Source organism: Amycolatopsis echigonensis, assembly GCF_014174495.1.
Taxonomy (GTDB): Bacteria; Actinomycetota; Actinomycetes; order Mycobacteriales; family Pseudonocardiaceae; genus Amycolatopsis; species Amycolatopsis echigonensis.
In genome coordinates this window covers 65,549-80,938 of the sequence record NZ_JACJHR010000001.1, presented here as the reverse complement: position 1 = coordinate 80,938, position 15,390 = coordinate 65,549, and the positions used below count along the sequence as shown (strand labels likewise).

15 protein-coding genes are annotated in these 15,390 nt (G+C 70.5%); 12 read left to right on the top strand and 3 right to left on the bottom strand.

The genetic code is table 11. The annotated features are described in order from the left end of the window. Positions 1-25: 25 nt before the first annotated feature. A complete protein-coding gene (locus H5411_RS00395) occupies positions 26-1,360 on the bottom strand; it encodes an MFS transporter (RefSeq protein ID WP_220816306.1) in 1,335 nt (444 codons plus the stop codon). A gap of 138 nt (positions 1,361-1,498) precedes the next feature. On the opposite strand from H5411_RS00395, the gene H5411_RS00390 reads away from it, so the two are divergent. Next, the gene (locus H5411_RS00390; protein ID WP_312877360.1) at positions 1,499-2,524 is read left to right on the top strand and encodes a LacI family DNA-binding transcriptional regulator; all 1,026 of its coding nucleotides are present in this window, start codon (positions 1,499-1,501) and stop codon (positions 2,522-2,524) included. 9 nt (positions 2,525-2,533) lie between these two features. Here the strand turns inward: H5411_RS00390 and H5411_RS48780 are convergent, their stop codons facing one another. Beyond that, positions 2,534-2,896: a helix-turn-helix domain-containing protein gene (locus H5411_RS48780; RefSeq protein WP_183122581.1), complete on the bottom strand. Its 363-nt coding sequence runs from the start codon at positions 2,894-2,896 to the stop codon at positions 2,534-2,536. A gap of 41 nt (positions 2,897-2,937) precedes the next feature. On the opposite strand from H5411_RS48780, the gene H5411_RS00380 reads away from it, so the two are divergent. Next, positions 2,938-3,180, top strand: a complete 243-nt coding sequence (locus H5411_RS00380) for a hypothetical protein (RefSeq protein WP_246368610.1) — start codon at positions 2,938-2,940, stop codon at positions 3,178-3,180. Here H5411_RS00380 and H5411_RS00375 read toward each other — a convergent pair. After that, on the bottom strand, positions 3,120-3,446 hold the full coding sequence (locus tag H5411_RS00375) for a putative quinol monooxygenase (protein WP_183122579.1): 327 nt from the start codon (positions 3,444-3,446) through the stop codon (positions 3,120-3,122). The genes H5411_RS00380 and H5411_RS00375 overlap by 61 nt on opposite strands. Positions 3,447-3,825: 379 nt before the next feature. On the opposite strand from H5411_RS00375, the gene H5411_RS00370 reads away from it, so the two are divergent. The 10 genes from H5411_RS00370 to H5411_RS00325 all read left to right on the top strand — a co-directional run bounded on the left by H5411_RS00370 (position 3,826) and on the right by H5411_RS00325 (position 15,387). Then, positions 3,826-4,854: a LacI family DNA-binding transcriptional regulator gene (locus H5411_RS00370; RefSeq protein WP_183122578.1), complete on the top strand. Its 1,029-nt coding sequence runs from the start codon at positions 3,826-3,828 to the stop codon at positions 4,852-4,854. Continuing rightward, positions 4,851-5,804 (top strand): carbohydrate ABC transporter permease, encoded by a 954-nt coding sequence (locus tag H5411_RS00365; protein ID WP_183122577.1) that lies wholly within the window; start codon positions 4,851-4,853, stop codon positions 5,802-5,804. The genes H5411_RS00370 and H5411_RS00365 overlap by 4 nt, the downstream gene beginning before the upstream one ends. A gap of 3 nt (positions 5,805-5,807) precedes the next feature. Beyond that, a complete protein-coding gene (locus tag H5411_RS00360; RefSeq protein WP_101440409.1) occupies positions 5,808-6,635 on the top strand; it encodes a carbohydrate ABC transporter permease in 828 nt (275 codons plus the stop codon). Positions 6,636-6,673: 38 nt separating this feature from the next. Continuing rightward, positions 6,674-7,957, top strand: a complete 1,284-nt coding sequence (locus tag H5411_RS00355; RefSeq protein WP_101440410.1) for an ABC transporter substrate-binding protein — start codon at positions 6,674-6,676, stop codon at positions 7,955-7,957. A 91-nt stretch (positions 7,958-8,048) separates the two neighbouring features. Next, positions 8,049-9,209 carry an ADP-ribosylglycohydrolase family protein gene (locus tag H5411_RS00350; RefSeq protein ID WP_101440411.1) on the top strand — a complete coding sequence of 387 codons (1,161 nt, stop codon included), beginning with the start codon at positions 8,049-8,051 and terminating at the stop codon, positions 9,207-9,209. Further along, positions 9,206-10,525: an ADP-ribosylglycohydrolase family protein gene (locus H5411_RS00345; RefSeq protein ID WP_101440412.1), complete on the top strand. Its 1,320-nt coding sequence runs from the start codon at positions 9,206-9,208 to the stop codon at positions 10,523-10,525. Before H5411_RS00350 ends, H5411_RS00345 begins: the two co-directional genes overlap by 4 nt. After that, positions 10,522-11,415 carry a ribokinase gene (locus H5411_RS00340; RefSeq protein WP_101440413.1) on the top strand — a complete coding sequence of 298 codons (894 nt, stop codon included), beginning with the start codon at positions 10,522-10,524 and terminating at the stop codon, positions 11,413-11,415. Before H5411_RS00345 ends, H5411_RS00340 begins: the two co-directional genes overlap by 4 nt. Beyond that, a complete protein-coding gene (locus H5411_RS00335; RefSeq protein ID WP_183122576.1) occupies positions 11,412-13,361 on the top strand; it encodes an SUMF1/EgtB/PvdO family nonheme iron enzyme in 1,950 nt (649 codons plus the stop codon). The genes H5411_RS00340 and H5411_RS00335 overlap by 4 nt, the downstream gene beginning before the upstream one ends. Then, a complete protein-coding gene (locus H5411_RS00330) occupies positions 13,358-14,566 on the top strand; it encodes a CaiB/BaiF CoA transferase family protein (RefSeq protein ID WP_101440415.1) in 1,209 nt (402 codons plus the stop codon). Before H5411_RS00335 ends, H5411_RS00330 begins: the two co-directional genes overlap by 4 nt. Next, on the top strand, positions 14,563-15,387 hold the full coding sequence (locus H5411_RS00325) for an HpcH/HpaI aldolase/citrate lyase family protein (protein ID WP_101440416.1): 825 nt from the start codon (positions 14,563-14,565) through the stop codon (positions 15,385-15,387). The genes H5411_RS00330 and H5411_RS00325 overlap by 4 nt, the downstream gene beginning before the upstream one ends. The last annotated feature ends 3 nt before the right edge of the window (positions 15,388-15,390 follow it).

Genomic DNA, 15,390 nt, shown 5'->3' with positions numbered 1-15,390 from the left:
AGAACTCCTTGTCGGATAAGGGAAATCAGGTGAGCGCGCGACCCTCGGTCTCGGGCAACGGCAGCACGGCCAGCAAGGCGACGACGAGGAAGGCCATGATCGACGCGACCGTCAGCGAGGACGCCACGCCGTGGTCCATCATCGCGCCGATCACCGGGACCGAAACGGTGTTCGCCAGCAGGATCGCCGAAGTGGACCAGGAGTAGCCGACGCCGCGCAGCCCGGTCGGAAGCACCTCGGCCGACCAGGTGTTCCAGATCCCCCAGGCGCCGAGCGAGAAGAACGCGAGGATCAGGTTGCCCGCGTACAGCTGCGCGGAACCGGTGGCGAGTCCGAAGAGGACGCCGCCGATCGCCGACGCCAGCGCGAACAGCAGGAAGATCCGCTTGCGCCCGTGGCGGCGGGTCAGCCACGCGGCGAGCAGGTAGCCGGGAACGGACACGACCTGGGTCACCGCGACGAACCACAGGGCGCCGGAGACGCTCAGGCCCCGGTTCTGGAGCAGGACCGGCAGCCAGGTCTGCAATCCCCAGTAGCCCCAGCTGAAAGTGAACGAGGTGAGCAGCATCGGCAGGAACCGCCGCCGCACCGGCGAACGGAACAGGTTGCGCACCGCGCCCGCCTTGCGGTCGGCGTCTTCGACGGAAAACGTTGTGCTGGCGGGGATTTCCGCGCCGAGACCACGCAGTACGGCCGCGGCTTCCGCGTGCCGGCCGCGCCGCGCGAGCCAGTACGGCGATTCGGGCACCCAGCGAAGCACGGCGAACGCCCACAGCCCGGCCAGCGCGGCGACAACGGCGACGGCTCGCCAGCTGATCATGCCGAGCGACTGGCTCACGCCGATGCACAAAAGCGTGCCGATGGGAAACCCGATGCTGAGCGCGACCGCGCCCTGGCCGCGGCGAGCGGTAGGCAGAAGTTCGAGGAAGTACGGGAACGTGACCGCGTAGACCCCGCCGAACGCCACGCCGGACAGGAACCGCAGCACGACAAACGGCCAGAACGCCGGCGAAAGCCCCGCGGCCAGCGCGAGCACCGCGTAGATCAGCAGGCTCGCGACCGTCACGCGGCGGCGGCCGAGCCGGTCGATCAGCCCGCCCCACAGCAGCGCGCCAGGCACCATGCCGAACGCGACCGCGGACAGCGCCCAGCCCAGTTTCGTGTTGTCCACGCCGAATTCCCCGGCGATCCCGTTCGACACGTAGACCAGCCCGACCTGTTCCCAGGCTTCGACGACGAACGCGAAGAACAGCACTGACCCGGCGAGCCAATGCCGTCGGGTCAGCCGCATCCCGGTGCAGACGTCGCCGACGGTCGGCGCGGCGGTGGCGGGCGGGGCGGGTTCGTGCGGGGCGGCCATGGCGCCTCCTATCATCATCAAAACGTTTTGATGAGCTTTCGCGGCATCAAACCCGCGCGCCGCCGCGGTGTCAAGACCTCCTCCGCCGGCCGGTGGGCGATACTGGGCCGTCCGGAGGCAGGACGAAGGGGAACCACGGTGGGCGGCGAGGCGGGCAAACGACCGGTGACGATCCGGGAGGTCGCCGAGCGCGCCGGGGTCTCGATCAGCACGGTTTCGCACGCGCTTTCCGGGCGCAGGCCCATTTCGGCGGCGACCACGGCGCGGGTCCGCGAGGCCGCCGCGGAGCTGGGCTACGACCCGAACCCGAACGCGCGCTCGCTGCGCACCGGCCGGTCCGGGCTGGTCGGGCTCATCCTGCGGCCGCGCTACGCGGTGGCCGGCACGCCCGACCGGGCCGAAACGTTCAACCGGCTCGTCGGGTCGATCGCGACCGAGATGCTGCGGCGCAAAACCGGGCTCATCCACGTGCCCGACCTGCACGACCCGGCGGTGGCGAGCGTGCCGATGGACGGCTGCATCGTGGCCCACCCCTACGGCGGCGACACCGCGCTGGCCGAACTGGTCGGCCGCGGCTTGCCCGTGGTGACCGTCGAGGAGGACCCGGAGCAGCCGGACCTGCCGTGGGCGGTGCGGCTGGACTATCCGCCGGTGGTCGAGGCGCTGCTGGACCATCTCCACGACCAGGGCGCGCGCGACGTGCTGCTGCTGTCCGGCACCGAGGACAACGCCTGGAACCGGCGGCCGCGCGAAACGTATCTCGCCTGGTGCGAGAGGCGCGCGCTGCCGCCGCGGACCGCGTTGCTCAGCGAGGGCCTGACCCCGGGAGACGTGCCCGAACTGGTGCAGCCCTTGCTGTCCGGCCCGGACCGGCCGGACGCGATCGTGGTCGCGACAAGCGATTTCGCCCCGCTCGTCGCCGAATCCGCCGCGGCACAGGGCTTGCGCGTCCCGGACGATCTGCTGCTCGCGGCGCTGACCGACAGCGAGCACGCGCGCACGAGCATCCCGCCGATCACCGCGATGGACCTGACCCACGAAGCTCTGGCCGAACGCGCGGTGGAACTGATGCTGGCGCGGCTGTCCGGCGCGGAAACTCCTGACGGGCCGGTGTTCCTGACTCCGGAACTGCGGCTGCGGGAATCAACCCAGCGGCGAAAGTGACCACGCCGATCAGAGATCTTCCGCCGACAGCGCCAGCCACAACTCCAACCGGTCCCGCGGCCGGTCAAGCCGCCGCCGGGACACCCGCTCCGCGGTCCGCAACCGGGTCCGCACGGTATTCCGATGCACCCCCAGCTCCCGCGCGGCCGTTTCCAGGTTGCCGTCCGCGTCGAGGTAGCACCGGAGCGTCGGAACCAGCTCGCCGCCGGTGCGGCGATCGTGTTCGCGCAACGCCCCGAGCACCGCGGTCGTGAACGGGGCCAGTGCCGCCGGGCGCAACGCCTCCCGCAGCGGCCCCCACGACGACGCCTGCTCAGCGTCCACATAGGACGAATCGGCGGGCACGACGTCCGCGGCACTGGCCCGGAGCACACACGCTCGACGCGGCGTACCCGCTCGGCACGGAGGACCGGATGGGCTCGCTCACTCCGGGAAAACTCGGCGACGTCGTGGTGCTGGACGCCGACCTCGAACAGACCCGCCCGGAGAACTTCGGCGAGGTGCACGTGACCACCACGGTGCTGGACGGGCGGATCGTGCACCAGCGACGACCGAGTGGCCGGGGCGGTGTCCGCGGCCCCGGCCAGGTCCGCCGCTACTCGACCGGGGTGACTTCGGCCATTTCCGACCAGGCCTCGCCGTCGAGGTTCTGGTAGTTGATCTGAGGTTTCTTCGCTACGACCGTCGACATGAACGGGAAGAACTCCTGCGCGTGCGCGGTGGCGACGTGCGCGTCCCCGGCGGCGCTGTCGGCGAAGACCTCGACGATGACGAATTCGTTCTCGTCGCTGCCGTTCTGGTAGTAGTCGAACGAGACATTGCCCGGTTCGCTGCGCACCTGCTCGGTGTAGCGCTGGATGCCTTCGAGCCATTCGCCGCGCTTCTCGGGGCGGATCTGTGCTTTGAGGACGATCAAGATCATGCCCCCAGTATCTCAGCAACCTCCTTGAGCCCGCAGTGTCTCTACGCGGCCGTCGAGCCTCCCGTCTTGACAATCGGGAACGGCGCACGCACAGCACCGAGCCTCCGGCGGCGACCACCAGCACGGCCGCGGCGCGTGAGCAGTGCTGGCCGGGACCGCGCCGCGAGTGACTGACCGATCCGGACCGCGGCCCCTGAGCCAGCGCACGTCACGCTGGCGTCACAGATCCCCCGCCCTCGCGGCAGCTCCGTTGACACGTCCGCCATCCGGGTGACATGATTCCGACACCGCTTGGAAACGTTTCCAAACCATCCAGAGCGTAGCTTGGAAACGTTTCCAACTACGGTTTCCGTATCGCTGTGTCCGACTGGGAGGGACGATGACGTCAACCCGAGCCACGCTGATCCAGGTGGCCGAGCGCGCCGGCGTATCGCTGGCCTCGACCTCGCGCGCGCTGCACGGGACCGGCGCGAGCAAGGCGATGGTCGAGCGCGTCCGGGCCGCCGCGGCGGAACTCGGGTACAGCGCGGACGCGATCGGGCGGTCGTTGCGGTTGAAGAAGACGTCGCAGATCGCCTTCGCGGTGGCGGACATCGGCAACCCGGTCTACGTCGAGATCATGCGCGGCATCCACGAAGTGCTCGCACCGCACGGGTATCGGGTCGTGGTGATGTCCACCGGGGACACCGCGGCGTCGACCGCCGAGCTGATCCACAGCCTGCACGGCGGGTTCGTCGACGGCATGATCGTCATCCCGCTGCGCACCGACGACGAGCTGATCGAGCAGATCGGCCAGGCCCCGGTGCCGGTCGTGGTGATCGGCCGGGCGATGAGCGACCGCGGGATCAGTTCGGTCTCCACCGATTCCGCGGCTGGGATCGGCGCGGCGGTGCGGCACGTGGTGTCGCTCGGCCGCCGCCGGATCGGCTTCCTCAACGGGCCGCTCGACACCACCCCGGGCTCTTCGCGGCAACGTGGTTTCGACGAGGCGGTGTCCGCGAAGGACTTCTCCGCCGAAGGAACGGACGTCGAGGTCGCCGCCGATTTCACGGTCGCGGCGGGGATCGAAGCCGCCCGGAAGCTGCTCGACCGTCCGCACCGGCCGGACGCCATCGTGGCGGCCAACGACCTGCTCGCCATCGGGGCCGTCCGCGCCGCCCGGGAGCGGGGCCTGTCCGTCCCGCGCGACGTCGCCGTCACCGGGATGGACGACACCGAACTCGGGCAGGTTTTCCTCCCCCGGCTGACCAGCGTGTCCCTCGGCTCGGCCGAGCGCGGGCGCGCCGCCGCCCGGCTGATGCTCGGGCTGACCGAGGACGCGGACGCCCCCGCGCAGCAGATCTCCGTCGGCACCGAGCTGTTCGTCCGGGAGTCCACTGTGGACCAGAACGGAGAGGACGCGGAATGACCACCGCGACGCAGCCGCGGCGGGTCGCCCCCGCTCCCCCGCCGCGCCCGAAGAAGACCACGCTGGCCCGCACTCGCCGGCGCGAGGCGATCGCGCTGGTGATGCCGTCGCTGATCCCGATCCTGGTGCTGTCCGTGGCTCCGCTGGTGATCGGCATCGCGCTGGCGTTCACCGACACCCGGCTGGTGCGGCATCCGGACTTCGGCTTCGCCGGGATCGACAACTTCGTCCGCCTCGGCGGGAACTCGCTTTTCTGGGACTCGCTGCGGATCGGTCTGATCTGGACGGTCGGCGTGACCGTCCTGCAGCTGGCCGCCGCGATGGGCCTGGCGTTGCTGCTCAACTCCGGGCTCAAACTGCAGGGCCTCACGCGAGTGCTCGCGCTCATTCCGTGGGCGATGCCGCCGGTGGTCGTCGCGATTATGTGGCAAATGATTTATTCGGCCAACGGCGGTCCGCTCAACGCCTTCCTCGGCAGCATCGGACTGCCGGACGGAATCAACTGGCTCGGCGATTTCACCACCGCGTTGCCCGCAGTGATCGTAGTCGGCGTATGGGTCGGCATGCCGCAGACCACCGTGACGCTTCTGGCTGGCCTGCAACAGATTCCCGCCGAACTGCACGAAGCGGCGGCGGTGGACGGAGCCGGGGCGTGGCGCCGATTCACCGCGGTGACCTGGCCGAGCATGCGCCCGATTGTCAGTTCCATCACATCGCTGAACTTTATCTGGAATTTCAATTCCTTCTCGCTCGTTTACGTGCTCACCGCGGGCGGCCCGGGCGGCAAGACCATGGTCCCGGTGCTGTTCGTCTACCTCGAAGCGTTCAAGAACCGCGAGATCGGCTACGCCGCCGCGATGGGGCTGGTCCTCGTCCTCGTGGTCGTCGCGCTGCTCGCGATCTACCTGCGGTCGCAGTTCCGCGGCGACCGCCCGGAAAGGGGGCGGTGATCGATGCGCTGGTCCGTACGCCCCGCGCAGTACCTGGCTCTCGTGCTGTACCTGCTGTTCCTCGGTTTCCCGCTGCTGTGGCTCATTTCCGCGTCGGTCAAGTCGTCGGCGGAGCTGAACTCGCTGTCGGTCAACCTGATCCCGAGCGACTGGCATTGGGACAACTACGGCGAAGCGCTTTCCCGGCAGGGCCTGCTGCACTCGGCGCTCAACAGCCTGTTGGTCGCGCTGGCCAGCACCGTGCTGGCGATCCTGATCTCGGTGCCCGCGGCCTACGTGCTGGCCCGGCTCAAGGGCAAGCTGCGCATCGCGGGCGTCACCTGGATCCTCGTCAGCCAGGTGTTCCCGGTGGTGCTGGTGATCCTGCCGCTGTTCCTCGTGCTGCGGACGCTCGGCCTCGCCGACAGCCTCGTCGGGCTGACGCTCGTGCACACCACCTACATCCTCCCGTTCGCGCTGTGGATGCTGCAGGGCTACGTCGCCGCGATCCCGGTCGAGCTGGAGGAGGCCGGGGCGATGGACGGCGCGAACCGGTTCACCGTGCTGCGCACCATCGTGTTCCCGCTGCTGGCCCCGGGCGTGGTCGCGACGGCGATGTTCAGCTTCGTGTCGTCGTGGAACGAGTTCTTCTTCGCGCTGGTGCTGCTGCAGACGCCGGAGAACTACACCCTGCCGATCACGCTCACCATGTTCATCGGCGGCGAGGGCAAGGTCGCCCTCGGCCCGCTGGCCGCGGGCGCCGTGCTCGCGGCGATCCCGAGCATCGCCTTCTTCAGCCTCCTGCGGAAGAAACTCACCGGCGGCCTCATGGCCGGGGCGGTGAAGGGATGAGCCCCACCCCATCGGAAACCCCTTCGAAAGGTCGGTCGATGAAGACACGACGCGCGGCAGCCGCCGCCAGCCTCGCCCTCACCAGCTTGCTCGCCGCCGCGTGCGGCGGCGGCAGCGGCGGGGACAGCGGGAACGGCGGTCCGGTCACCCTCACCTTCCAGTCCCTGTCCGACCAGCCCGCCGCGATCACCGCCACGAACAAGATCGTCGGGCAGTGGAACCAGGCGCATCCCGAGACTCAGGTGAAGGTCGTCCAAGCCGGCTGGGACAGCGCCTACGACAAGCTGATCACCCAGTTCAACGCGGGCACCGCACCGGACATCGTGCACTACGAGGCCGCCGGGATCGGGCCGTTCGCGACCGACGGCTACCTCGCCGACCTCTCCCCTTACCTGTCCGAGCAGAAGCGGGCCGACATCCCGAAGGGCGTGCTCGACTCGGTGACCGTGGGCGGCAAGGTCGTCGCCTACCCGACCGAGCTGCAGTCCTATGTGGTCTTCGCGAACAAGAAACTGCTGGAGCAGTCCGGCGCGCGGATCCCGACCGGCGACACGATGACCTGGGACCAGCTGCGCCAGATGGCCAAGACCGCCACGAAGGACGGCAAGTACGGCCTCGGCTGGGGCCTGTCGAGCCCGACCGCGACGTTCGTGGCGATGGCGCCGGGGTTCGGCGGCAAGTACTTCGAGGGCACCGGCGACCAGGCGCAGATCAGCATCGGCCAGGGCGAAATGGCGCTGCCGCAGCTGGTGCACGACATGAACGCGACCGACCACTCGATCCTGCCGGTGACGCTCACCCAGTCCGGCGGCAAGGCGCTGGCCCCGTTCTACGCGGGCCAGGTCGCGATGACCGTGCAGGGCTCGTACCAGGCGGCGAACATCGAGAAGGACGCGCCGAAGGACCTCGACTGGATCGCGCTGCCGCCGATCGCTGGCCCGGCCGGACCGGCGCAGGCCGCGAACCCGCAGACGCTCTCGGTCAACAAGGACTCCAAGCACGTCGAGCAGGCCGCGAAGTTCCTGGACTTCTTCACCAGCACCGAGAACCTCGCCGCGCTCAACGAGGCCGACACGCTGATCCCGGCGAGCAACTCCGCTCGCGAGGCGCTCGACAAGAAGCTCAGCGCCAAGAAGGGCTGGAGCACCATCCTGGCGTCGGGCAAGTACCTGACCTCGGCGCCGTATCTGTTCGCCGGCAAGTACGCGCAGTGGAAGGACACTGTCGCGACGCCCGCCTACCAGCGCTTCCTGGCGAACCAGATCGACGCGAACACGCTGGCGCAGCAGCTGAAGGACGGCTGGAAGAGCGTCGGCAAGTGACTGCCGCGCCGGGACCGGGCGCTGGTCCGGTCCCGGCGCACAACAGGCGCGGGCGCTCCGCCCGCGCCGGGGAACGAAGGGACGCAAGCCGGTGACCTGGCTGGAGGACCGCGCGGTGGCAGTGATCACCGGCGCGGCAGTGGGGGACGCGCTCGGCGGCGCGACCGAAGGGTGGACGCCCGAGCAGATCGAGGAGCGGCACGGCGGCCGGGTGACCGGCATCGTCGGTCCGTGGTACCCGAACTGGCGGGACGCGCGCCCGATCGCGCCGTACCACAAGGGCGACGGGCACATCACCGACGACACCTTGATGACCCGCGCGATCGTGGAGGTGTACGCGAAACGCCGCGCGCACCTCGACGCGTACGCGATGGCCGAGGACCTCGTCCCGCTGATGATCGGCGAACCGCGCTGGGTGCCGGAGCTGGAGTCGACGGCTCTGTTGCTGCAGCGGGTGTTCCTGGCGGAAAAGTGGATCGTCGCCAAGCTGCACTACGGGCACGTGGACCCGCGCGAGGCGGGCGTCGGCAACATCGTGAACTGCGGCGCGGCGATGTACATCGCGCCGGTCGGCGTGGTGAATCCGGGAGATCCGCAGGCCGCGTACGCCGAGGCGATCGACCTGACCGCGCCGCACCAGTCGAGCTACGGCCGGGAGGCCGCCGGGGTGCTGGCCGCGATGGTCGCCGCTTCGGTCGCCCCGGGTGCGGGGCTGGACGACATCGTGCGGGCCGCGCTCGCGGTGTCGCACGACGGGACGTTGGCCGCGCTGCAGGCTGTGGCCGACGCCTTCCAGGGGTGGAACGCCACACCCAAGAACGACGACGAGGAGCGTGCGCTGGCGCGGAAGATCCGCGAGGTCGTCGCGCCGTTCGATTCGGTCGGACCGGAGTACCGGCAGATGTCGATGGACGCGCGGCGGCCGTCGCGGACCAAGTCGATCGAGGAATTGCCCGCCGCGCTGGGATTCGTGCTGGGCCATCGGGGCGACTATCGCGGGGCGGTGCTGGCTTCGGTGAACTACGGCCGGGACGCGGATTCGATCGCGTCGATGGCGGGTGCGCTCTGCGCAGGGCTCGGCGGAGCGGCGTCGGTGCCGGACGAATGGATCGATCCGATCGGCGAAGCCAGCAAGATGGACTTGCGGGAGACCGGGCGGCTGCTCGCCTCGGCCGCGACGGACATCGTCAAAGCCGACCGCGCACGGGCCCAGGCGCGGCTGGCGGCCCTCGACGCGCTGGACGCGGCATGAGGCTCACCTGGGCTCAGCCCGAAGACCTGCTCGCGCACGAGTTCGTCCAGTCCGCTGCCGAGGGCAGGGACGTGACCTCGGTGCGGGAGCGCTGGATCGCCGCCGGCGGTGATCCGGTTCCCGCCGTGAGCGGGGCTGGACCGCGGCCGGCGTCCCCGGCGTTGCGGGCGCTGGCCCGGACGCTGCTGGACGAGCTGGCCGCGCTCCCCGCCGCGCCGTCGCCCGGAGAACCGGACGGCTGGGACGAGATCCTCGCGCTGCTTCCGGCCGCTCCGGTCCTGCCCAGGCGTGCCGAGGACCGCACGCTCGGCGCGTGGACCGGCCGCGCGGCGGGGTGCCTGCTCGGGAAGCCGGTCGAGAAGATCCCGCGCGAGGGCATCGAGGAGATCCTGCGCGCGACCGGACGCTGGCCGCTGGACCGGTGGTTCACCGCCGTCGGACTGCCGGACGACGTCGCCGCGCGGTGGCCGTGGAACCGGCGGTCGGCCCCGACTTCCCTGGAGGAGAACATCTCCGGGATGCCGGAGGACGACGACCTCAATTACCCCATCCTCGCGCTCACGCTGCTGGAACGGCACGGCCGCGAATTCACGACCGACGACGTCGCACAGCTGTGGCTGGAGCAGCTTCCGGCCGGGCGGGTGTTCACCGCCGAGCGTGCCGCGTACCGGAACCTCCTGGACGCGCGCCCGGTGCCGGAGACTGCGAAGCACCTCAACCCGTTCCGCGAGTGGATCGGCGCGTTGATCCGGACCGACGTTTTCGGCTGGGTCTCCCCCGGCGATGTCCGCGGTGCCGCACGGCTCGCGTGGGTCGACGCGCGGCTCAGCCACACCCGCAACGGCATTTACGGTGCGATCTGGGCAGCCGCACTCGCGTCGGCGGCGATGGTGGTCGACTCCGTCCACAGTGTCCTCGATGCGGCGGAAACCGTTCTGCCGCCGGAAAGCCGACTCGCCGAGGCGGTGCGGTTCGGGCGAGAAGCCGCTGCTTACGACGACGGGCTGGACCGGTTGCACGCCCGGTACGGCGACCTGCATTGGGTGCACGTGCTGAACAACGCCGCAGTGATCGCGTACGCGCTGGCCCGCGGCGACGGTGACTTCGGACAGAGCATCTCGCTCGCTGTCACGGCTGGCTGGGACACGGACTCCGCCGCCGCGACGGTCGGCGGAGTGGTCGGCGCGCTGGTGGGCGTGGACTGGATCGGCGAGCAGTGGACGAAACCGCTCGACAACCGGATCGCGACCTCGTTGCCCGGCGGCGAGCAGCGGATCACCGACCTCGCCGCGCGGACGGCCGGGGTGGCGCGATGACCGAGCGAGTCGCTGTCGTCGGGTCCGCGAACGTCGATCTGGTGGTCGACGTTTCGCGACAGCCGCACGGAGGCGAGACCGTGCTGGGCGGCGAGGTGCGGCGGAGTCCGGGTGGCAAGGGGGCCAATCAGGCGGTCGCCGCGGCCCTCGCCGGCGGGGTGGAGACGACGTTCCTCGGTGCGTTCGGTCCGGACGACGGGGCTGACTTTCTGTTGGCGTCGTTGACGAAGGCCGGGGTGCGGACGGACCTGGTGTCGCGAGTGGACAGTGCCACCGGAACCGCGTTCATCATGGTGTCGCCGGACGGCGAGAACTCCATTGTGGTCGCCCCGGGGGCCAACTCGCTGCTCTCGCTCGCCTCGGCGCAGCTGGAGCGGATCGCGGCGGCGGACGTCGTGCTTGCCCAGCTGGAGATTCCGCTCGAGGCCGTCACCGCTGCTGCAGCGGCCCGACGGTCTGGTGCGCGCATGGTGCTCAACGCCGCACCGTCCCGGCCGCTGCCGGACCTTGAGCTGGACGTGCTCGTTGTCAACGAGCACGAAGCTGCAGACCTGGCTGGGACGACGGGCACGCCCGAGGAGCTGGCCCGGATACTGCAGCAGCGCGCACCCGCTGTGGTGATCACGCTCGGTGCCGCTGGTTGTGTTGTCGCTGAACAGGAAATCGTGCACCTGCCTGGTTTCCAGGTGTCCTCTGTGGACACTACTGGTGCCGGAGACACGTTCTGCGGCGTCCTCGCCGCGGCGCTCGCCGAGGGTCGTCCGCTCCGCGAAGCCGCTGAACGCGCCGGGGCCGCCGCCGCGCTCGCTGTCACCCGGCCCGGCGCGCAGTCCGCCGTGCCGACCGTTGCGGAGGTCGCTGAGTTCGCGACCGGAGGAAACGCCCGATGACGTACGTGTTCAACCCGCTCGTCCCGCGCCCGATCGACCAGCCGACCGAGGTCCCGCTCGGTGCGCCCCTCTCCCCTGAGCAGCTGGCCGCGCTCGACGAGGCCAAGATCTTCGTCGGCCCGGCGGACCCCGCCGACCGTCCGGAATGGCGGGCAAGGCTGGAGCAATGGCGTGCCGACGCGCACCAGCGGCACAGTTATCACGGCCGCGCCTACGACCGGCCGGAAGCCGCGTGGGCCGCCGGATGCCACACGGTCGCGCAGGTCTGGCTGTGGGACGAATTGCTGTATTCCTTCGAGGAGCGCCGGTTCACGCCGGAGCGCTTCCTTGCCGACGCGCACCAGCGGTTCGGCGGGCTCGACGCGGTCGTGCTGTGGCACGCGTACCCGGTGATCGGCCTCGACGACCGCAACCAGTGGGATTTCTACCGCGACGTGCCCGGTCTCCGCGAACTGGTCGAGGTGTTCCATTCGGCGGGCATGCGGGTGTTCGTGGACTACAACCCGTGGGACGTCGGGACGCGCCGGGGGAAGGAAGATGCCGCGGAACTGTCCGCGGTGCTGGCCGATTTCGGTGCCGACGGCGTCTTCCTGGACACCTTGAAGAAGGCCGATCCAGCGCTGGTCGAGCAGCTCGAACGGGCACGGCCCGGAGTGGTGCTGGAGGGCGAATCGAAGCTGCCGGTCGAGCGGATCGAGGACCACTCGGCGTCGTGGGCGCAGTTCTTCGCCGACTCGCCGGTGCCGGGCGTGCTGCGGTCGCACTGGTACGAGCGGCGGCACATGCAGCACCACGTGCGGCGGTGGCACCGCGATCACACGGAGGAGCTGCAGTCGGCCTGGCTGAACGGCGTCGGCGTGATGGTGTGGGAAGTCGTGTTCGGCGTGTGGGTCGGCTGGTCGCAGCGGGACGCGGCGACGGTGCGGCGGATGGTCACGGTGCAGCGTGCGGCCGGTGACCTGCTGCGCGAGGGCGAGTGGACGCCGTTGGCCCCGTTGACGCCGGAAGCCGAAGCGGCCGGGGTTTACGCGTCGCGCTGGGACCTCGGCGACTGGACACTGTGGACGGTCGTGAACCGCGGCGACTCCGACTACTTCGGGCCGGTCGTGGACGGGCGGGTGATCGACCTTTTCGCTGACGGACGGGTGCCCGCGCGGGGAATTTCGGCGCTGCTGCGGATCGCGGACGGAGCCGCCGAGCCGCCGTGGCTGTCTCAGGTGGCGACCCTGCCGCACGATCCGGACGCCCGGTTCCCGCACCGGCTCGCGGTTCGTCGGCAACCATCGACGACAAGCGGTGCGCCCGACGCCGATGCGGTAGTGGTGCCTGCCGGGCCGTATGTGCTGACGGTCCGGTATCGGGCGCGCGAGACCGGGATGTACCAGGGCGCGCCGTACGTGGACGAGTGGAAGCCGCTCCCGCCGCGGCTGCACGACGCCCGGACGCTGCAGCGGGACGGTTCGCTGGCGTCGCCGGTCGTGGTCGCCGCCACCGAGGTGACGAACGGCGAGTTCGCGGAATTCCTTGCTGTCACTGGGTATCAGCCGGTCCAGCCGCACCGGTTCCTGGCCCACTGGGTCGACGGTCAACCGGTCGCCGAGGACGAGCCCGTGACCTTTGTGGACCTCGACGACGCCCGCGCGTACTGCGCGTGGCGCGGCGGCCGGTTGCCGACCGAGGACGAATGGCAGCTCGCCGGGGAAACCGGCGGTCTGCGGCGCGGCACGCCCGCGGTGTGGAACTGGACCGAAAGCGAACACTCCGACGGGAGGACCCGGTTCGTGATGCTCAAGGGCGGCAGTGATTACCGCGCCGAGGGTTCCGAATGGTACGTCGAAGGCGGTCGGCACGCATCGGACTACAGCGTGAAGCTGCTGCTGCCCGGCCTGGGGCTGGCGCGCGGCGCGACCGTCGGGTTCCGCTGTGCCTGGGATGTGACGCGATGACCGTGTCGAGAGAAGCGTCCGCCGGAGCGCTGGCCGGGCTGCGGGTGGTGGACGCGTCGACCTTGTTCGCCGGGCCGATGGCCGCGATGCACCTCGGTGACATGGGTGCCGACGTGATCAAGGTGGAGCACCCGTCGCGGCCGGATCCGTCGCGCACGCACGGGGTGGCCAAGGGCGACGTCAACCTGTGGTGGAAGACGTTGGGGCGCAACAAACGCACCGTCACCGCGAACCTGAGCAGCGACGGCGGGCGCGAGGTGTTCCTGGCGCTTGCTTCGACGGCCGACGTGGTGATCGAGAACTTCCGGCCGGGCACGCTCGAACGCTGGGGGCTCGGTTACGAGGACCTGTCCGCGCGCAATCCGGGACTGGTTCTCGCCCGGGTGACCGGATTCGGCCAATTCGGGCCGTACTCCCCTCGACCCGGCTTCGGCACGCTCGCCGAGGCGATGAGCGGATTCGCCGCGGCCACCGGAGAACCGGACGGACCGCCGACGCTGCCGCCGTTCGGACTCGCCGACGGAGTCGCGTCGCTGGCCACCGCGTACGCGATCATGGTGGCGCTCGCCGGGCGTACGGCCAGCGGACGCGGTCAGGTCGTGGACGTCGCGATCATCGAACCGATTCTCGCCATGCTCGGACCGCAGATCACGCGGTGGGACCAGCTCGGCACGGTTCAGCCGCGCACCGGCAACCGCTCCACAAACAACGCCCCGCGCAACACCTACCGCACGTGCGACGGGCACTGGGTCGCGGTGTCGACGTCGGCACAGTCGATCGCGGAACGCGTGGTGCGGCTGGTCGGACGTCCGGAACTGGCCGACGAGCCGTGGTTCGCGACCGGTGCGGACCGGGCCGCGCACGCGGACGAACTGGACGAGGCCGTCGGCGGCTGGATCGCCCAGCACACGCGGGACGAGGTCGTAGCCGCGTTCGAGGAGGCGCAGGCCGCGGTCGCGCCGATCTACGACGCGGCTGACATCGTCGCGGACCCGCAGTTCCGCGCACTGGGCACGATCCACGAAATCGAGGACCCGGAGCTGGGCACGACGCTGATGCAAGGGCCGCTGTTCCGGTTGTCGGACAACGACGGCGTCATCGGCTTCACCGGACGCCCGCACGGCGCGGACACCGACGAAGTGCTCGGTTCGCTGGGCTTCACCGCGGCACGGATCGCCGAACTTCGCGCGGAGGGAGCGGTATGACGCCCGCGCTGACCCTGCTCTACGTCCCGGCCGACCGGCCCGACCGCGTGGCCAAGGCGCTCGCCTCGGACGCCGACGTCGTGCTGGTCGATCTCGAGGACGCCGTCGCGCCCGCGCAGAAGGACGCCGCACGGGACACCGCGATGCGGCTGTTGGCCGACGTGCCCGCGTCGCGGCCGGTGCAGGTGCGGATCAACCACCCGGACACCCCGTGGCACGCGGCGGACGTGGCCGCAGTCGCCGCCCTGCCGACGTGGGTGGGCGCGCGATTGCCGAAGGTCGAGAGCCCGCTCGACGTCCGGTCGCACGCCGATGCCTTGCCGGGGCGGGAATTGCACCCGCTGATCGAGTCGGCGCTCGGCGTGGAGCGGGCGCTGGAGATCGCGCTCGCTTCGCCGCAGACCGCGTCGCTCGGACTGGGCGAGGCGGATCTGCGGTCCGACCTGCGGCTCGCCGACGAAGCCGGGCTCACCTGGGCGCGCAGCCGGATAGTGAACGCCGCCCGCGCGGCGCGGCTGCCCCCGCCGGCGATGTCGGTGTACGCGAACGTCCGCGACCTGGAAGGGCTGGCGGAGAGCTGCCGCGCCGGGCGGGCACTCGGTTTCCGCGGCCGGACAGCGATCCATCCGGTGCAACTGCCGACGATCCGCGCGGCCTTCTTGCCGACTGCGGAGGAGATCGCACGGGCACGGGAGGTACTGTCCCGAATGGACGGTGCCACCCAAGCCGGAGTCGGCGCGCTCGCCCTCGCCGACGGGACGTTCCTGGACATCGCGATGCGGGACCAGGCACTGGCAGTACTGGCACTCGTCTCCGATTAGGAC

Coding starts and splice junctions, on each gene's coding strand:
- H5411_RS00335 (WP_183122576.1), top strand. CDS start 11,412: ATGACGTACGTGTTCAACCCGCTCGTCCCGCGCCCGATCGACCAGCCG.
- H5411_RS00375 (WP_183122579.1), bottom strand. CDS start 3,446: ATGATCTTGATCGTCCTCAAAGCACAGATCCGCCCCGAGAAGCGCGGC.
- H5411_RS00345 (WP_101440412.1), top strand. CDS start 9,206: ATGAGGCTCACCTGGGCTCAGCCCGAAGACCTGCTCGCGCACGAGTTC.
- H5411_RS00360 (WP_101440409.1), top strand. CDS start 5,808: ATGCGCTGGTCCGTACGCCCCGCGCAGTACCTGGCTCTCGTGCTGTAC.
- H5411_RS00340 (WP_101440413.1), top strand. CDS start 10,522: ATGACCGAGCGAGTCGCTGTCGTCGGGTCCGCGAACGTCGATCTGGTG.
- H5411_RS00380 (WP_246368610.1), top strand. CDS start 2,938: ATGGGCTCGCTCACTCCGGGAAAACTCGGCGACGTCGTGGTGCTGGAC.
- H5411_RS00395 (WP_220816306.1), bottom strand. CDS start 1,360: ATGGCCGCCCCGCACGAACCCGCCCCGCCCGCCACCGCCGCGCCGACC.
- H5411_RS00370 (WP_183122578.1), top strand. CDS start 3,826: ATGACGTCAACCCGAGCCACGCTGATCCAGGTGGCCGAGCGCGCCGGC.
- H5411_RS00325 (WP_101440416.1), top strand. CDS start 14,563: ATGACGCCCGCGCTGACCCTGCTCTACGTCCCGGCCGACCGGCCCGAC.
- H5411_RS00355 (WP_101440410.1), top strand. CDS start 6,674: ATGAAGACACGACGCGCGGCAGCCGCCGCCAGCCTCGCCCTCACCAGC.
- H5411_RS00330 (WP_101440415.1), top strand. CDS start 13,358: ATGACCGTGTCGAGAGAAGCGTCCGCCGGAGCGCTGGCCGGGCTGCGG.
- H5411_RS00365 (WP_183122577.1), top strand. CDS start 4,851: ATGACCACCGCGACGCAGCCGCGGCGGGTCGCCCCCGCTCCCCCGCCG.